3 protein-coding genes are annotated in these 4443 nt (G+C 40.6%); 2 read left to right on the top strand and 1 reads right to left on the bottom strand.

Annotated elements, in window-relative coordinates:
- Positions 1 to 396: 396 nt before the first annotated feature.
- Entirely contained in the window at positions 397 to 1242 is an 846-nt protein-coding gene (locus tag G4P69_RS35770) for an SGNH/GDSL hydrolase family protein (protein ID WP_208339882.1), read from the top strand.
- A 231-nt stretch (positions 1243 to 1473) separates the two neighbouring features.
- Here the strand turns inward: G4P69_RS35770 and G4P69_RS35775 are convergent, their stop codons facing one another.
- Positions 1474 to 2781: a FecR family protein gene (locus G4P69_RS35775; RefSeq protein WP_208354684.1), complete on the bottom strand. Its 1308-nt coding sequence runs from the start codon at positions 2779 to 2781 to the stop codon at positions 1474 to 1476.
- 391 nt (positions 2782 to 3172) lie between these two features.
- Between G4P69_RS35775 and G4P69_RS35780 the strand changes: the two genes are divergently transcribed.
- The coding region (locus G4P69_RS35780) for a hypothetical protein (RefSeq protein ID WP_208354685.1) at positions 3173 to 4443 on the top strand (1271 nt) is incomplete at its 3' end.

Below are 4443 nucleotides of genomic sequence, written 5' to 3' on the forward strand. Positions count from 1 at the left end.
GTTTGAGGATTGATGATAATGTTAGCTGGCTTAATATCTTTGTGAACAATGTGGTTTTGATATAAATTATATATAGATTTCCCACACTACAGGAATAAATAACTTTTGTTCTAGATTTGACCCCTACACCCTTGTTCCCTTCTCGCAAGGAGACGCTACGCGTAGCTTGCTTCCCCGTAAAGTCCTGTGGGCAAGCTGCGCACGATGCGCAGCGTCTCCGCTCCTGAGAAGGGGTACGCTCACGGGCAGACGGTTGAGACATTCCGTTGAAGGGACGAGTCCATAAATGCCTTCTACCGTCTGCCTTTCCCGATAAACCCGTTTTCCAATCTTTGTGCTATACCTGTATAAAAAATATCCATAAATTTCATACTGACTACAAGGTATTGCATAGCTATGATCAAGCAGTTCACCAATTTATATATCTTTGGCGACAGTTATTCAGACACTGGTAATGCTTTCAATGCTACCGGAGGAGTTTTAGCCGCACCTCCCAACTACAGTGGAAGATTTTCTAATGGTCGTCTCTGGGTTGACTATTTAGCAGACGGTTTAGAAATCGGTCTGCAACCAAACACGGAAGGGACTTTAAACAACCAAGGTATTAATTTTTCTTTCGCAGGATCAACCACAGGTCTGGATAATTTATTTCCTATGGTTATCCCAGACTTACCAGAATTGCCAGGATTGCAACATCAAATAGATTCATTCACTAGCTTGCTACAAAAAAATCAACAATCTGCCGACCCCAATGCACTTTACGTTGTCTGGGCTGGTACTGTGGATTATGGTCCTTTTGTTAACGGCGTTCCTCAATATAGTGATATTATTACCACCATCACTAATATTTCTACAGCAATTAAAGCTTTAATCGAGTTTGGGGCTAAGAATATTTTGTTAGTCAATTTGATTGATATTAGCAAGACACCTTTGATGCTAGAAGTAGATGATACTACAAATTCACAGTTAGTTAGTCAAGTCATTAATAAACATAACCAAGCTTTGGAAGAAATTTCCTACAGTTTTGAAGACAAAGTTAATCTTATTTTATTTGATGTGAAGTCTGTTATCGATGAGGCACTTGCTTATCCAAAGACGTTTGGTTTCAATAATACAACTCAAGCTTGCTCTCTCGTAGAATTTAGCAATCCAGATGAATATGTATTTTGGGATCAAGTACATCTAACAACCAGAGTTAATCAATTAATCGCGAATGCAGCTTTAGCTAAATTCAAAACATAACCCCGAAGAGGTACGATTTAGCGATCTGCGATTAGTGGTGGGTTTGAATCCCCCACTAATTGCGTCCTTATTAAATCCCTTAAATTTATTTATAGGGACCCCTTTTGCCCTCAGACGAGTGTACTTTTGCCTTCTTAAGAAGAGCGTTTATGCACTCGTTCATTTCATACAAAGTTTTGATAGAGGGCGATCGCCATTCAGCACTGCATGAAGCGCGAATGATTGTTCAACTTAGGACGCTTTGCTTGGGAATATCTTGATTGCTGTCGTCGGACGAATAGCTCCGCTAGTTGGAATAAGAGTTGGTCTACGATTATCTCCTCTACCTTTGTCATCTTCCTGTCTAGTTGGAACCGGATTTGTGGTTGCGGTAGGCGGTTTCGTGATTGTGGTAGGCGGATTCGTGATTGTGGTAGGCGGATTCGTGATTGTTGTAGGCGGATTCGTGATTGTGGTAGGCGGATTCGTGGTTGTGGTAGGCGGATTCGTGGTTGTAGTAGGCGGATTCGTGGTTGTAGTAGGCGGATTCGTGGTTGTGGTAGGCGGATTCGTGATTGTGGTAGGCGGATTCGTGGTCGTAGTGGGCGGATTCGTGGTCGTAGTGGGCGGATTCGTGGTCGTAGTGGGCGGATTCGTGGTCGTAGTGGGCGGATTCGTGGTCGTGGTAGACGAGGGATTTGTGGTCGTATCCTTACGATTAGTTTGAATTTCTCCTGTTTCCAATAGAGTTTGCGTTGGCGAAACATTTTTTGTTGTTTCTTGGTTGGGGAAATTTGGTAAGCTAGGACTCTGCTTTCTTAAGAAAGATGGATTTTCAACTACCCCCTTACCTTTAAGTGGCAACTGTGCTTTAACAGCAGCAGCGGTTTCTGCTTGAACTTGTGCGATCGCCGGATCTGGGCTGGGTATACTATGCTCACCCAAGTTAAATCCTCGCACCAGATCACTAGTTTGATAAAAAGTCCTCAAATCAAAGTCATATAACCCCTGAAATTGACCTTTGACAATAACCATAAGTTGACCTGCGTGAAGCAAGTGGTTTTGAGAAGCATTTTTGTTAAAGACTTGAATACCACTATTTGTTAATGCTCCTACAACTGTGGTATCGGATTCTTTGTTATAGCGCACAAATAGTGCTGAACCACGAATTGCTGCTGCCGCATTCGGTGTATTTATATTTGTTTGCCCCCTTCCTGGAGGGATAAGCAATAATACAGTTCCAGTTGATAGTTTGAAGTTTCGAGTTTTCGGTAGAAATCTAAACAGAGCCTGTTCTCCAATACGTGCCACAGAACCATCGTTAAAGCGTAAGTCTGCTAGAGAAGCTCGACCTGTGGATAATTTATCTCCAGGAATCATTGCATCCCATTTGCGAGCTTGACGCTTTGGGAGATTTCGGGGCATGAGTTGTACTAAGTTCTGGATGTCTTGAATCTCAGCTTTGGTTAAAGGAGTACGAGCAGTTGCGCTATTAAATGTATGTAGTACAATTACTCCGCATAAACCGATTCCCATAAGTGGGAAAAGCTTACGAAACATAGTTTAGTTCCTCCGATAACTTTACTAATTCCAAGCCTAGTCAATACAGATTTAACTTCTGACCGTTTAATTTTATGTTATTTTCCCTCGGCTAAAGCTTGAACGATTATAGATAGTTCTCGCCGCGTTGGATTTTATTCCGATTTCCTTTAGGTTGGTGTGCCTGTTGGCATACTTTTAGGTTTATAGGAACATTGTGGTTTTGGTCAAGAGAAAAACTATATTCACCTAGATTTGTCACCACTGAAAAAAAAGAATATTTTTTTACTTAATTAAATTCAGTAAAAATACTGTTTTCTTATAATTAACATTAGTCTGATTTTTAATATTTATGATTGGAAACTTAAACAAAATTATTGGGTCTACGTTCAGCAAAACCTAATTATTAAATATGCAACCCAAAGGCTGGAAAAATTTATCATCTTGGATTTTTTTATTAGCCTCTATTGGAACAAACTGTTGTAACACTAGGGTAGATGCGGCGGCACAGGCTAAAAATCCAAACTTGGGAAGTCGTAAAAACGACTCCAACTTCAGTATAACATCCTTAGGTGTCACCGATGCAACTGATCTTACATGTCAGACACAATCGAAGATCAAAGGCACACCGACAGATAGCTCTTCTTTAGGTCTCACTTTGATCACCAAACCTGATTTGTGTGAATCACCTCAAGAGAAGTTTAGCCCGTTATCAAGTTTAAACTCGTTGATAGATCCAAATGAGACACAAACATCACCTGGTTATCAGCCTAATAGATCTTCCCCGAACACTCCTGTAATTAATCAACAGGCAAACGAAGCACCAACACTGGAAGGTAACACAACTAATAATTTTCCTCAAGCTTCACCCAGAACACCATCAATAGAACAAAACTTGCAAGTACGTCTAAAAAACGATTACACAGAGAGGCTAAACAGCCTACTACACAAACTGGAGGAGAATAAAAAGTTGAGTAATGGAAACTCTGAACCCGAACTGGGTAGATTAGTTGTAAAGCAACGACAGCTAGAACAATTACCTCCTCCCCCCACAAAGCCGGTGATGGTCGAACCTAAACCCAATGGGTTCCTAACAGCTCATTTTGGGTTGTTCCATTCAACCAACATTTTTTCCTCAGTTGTTCCAAAAGAAGACAGTTTGATTTTTTCCGGGCTATCGCTTGCGTTTGCACCTTTGGCTTTGAACCCAAAAACTTTTGTGAGCGGATCTATTGACGGTAATTTGGTTTATTATATGAACCAATCGAAATACAATTACAGTCAAATAAAATTTAACGTTGATATTTACCGCCAATTAACACCGCGAATGTATGGAGATTTTGGTTGGAGTAACCAACAGTTATTCTATGCTAGAGATGGATCTTTCTATAAAGCCGGACAGCGTTTTTTAGGTGAGAATTCTTTACGCTTATCTTTAGGACGACGAGATCCGCTAAGTTCCAAATTAGTTTTAGATAGCTTATACGAGCTGCGCCTAAGTTTTACTGACCCTCCTGGTGGAAAGGATAATCGTAATCGGGTCATTAATACCTTCTGGCTTTCTTTGAACTACTTTTTACAAAAATCTCTACAAGCTGGTGCTGACTATCTGTTTAGCTTATCCGACTTTACAGAACAAACAAGAGAAGACCAATATCATCAGATCTTTGGTCACTTAACTTA

Origin of the sequence: Aetokthonos hydrillicola CCALA 1050, from assembly GCF_017591665.1 — a bacterium.
Lineage (GTDB): Bacteria > Cyanobacteriota > Cyanobacteriia > Cyanobacteriales > Nostocaceae > Aetokthonos > Aetokthonos hydrillicola.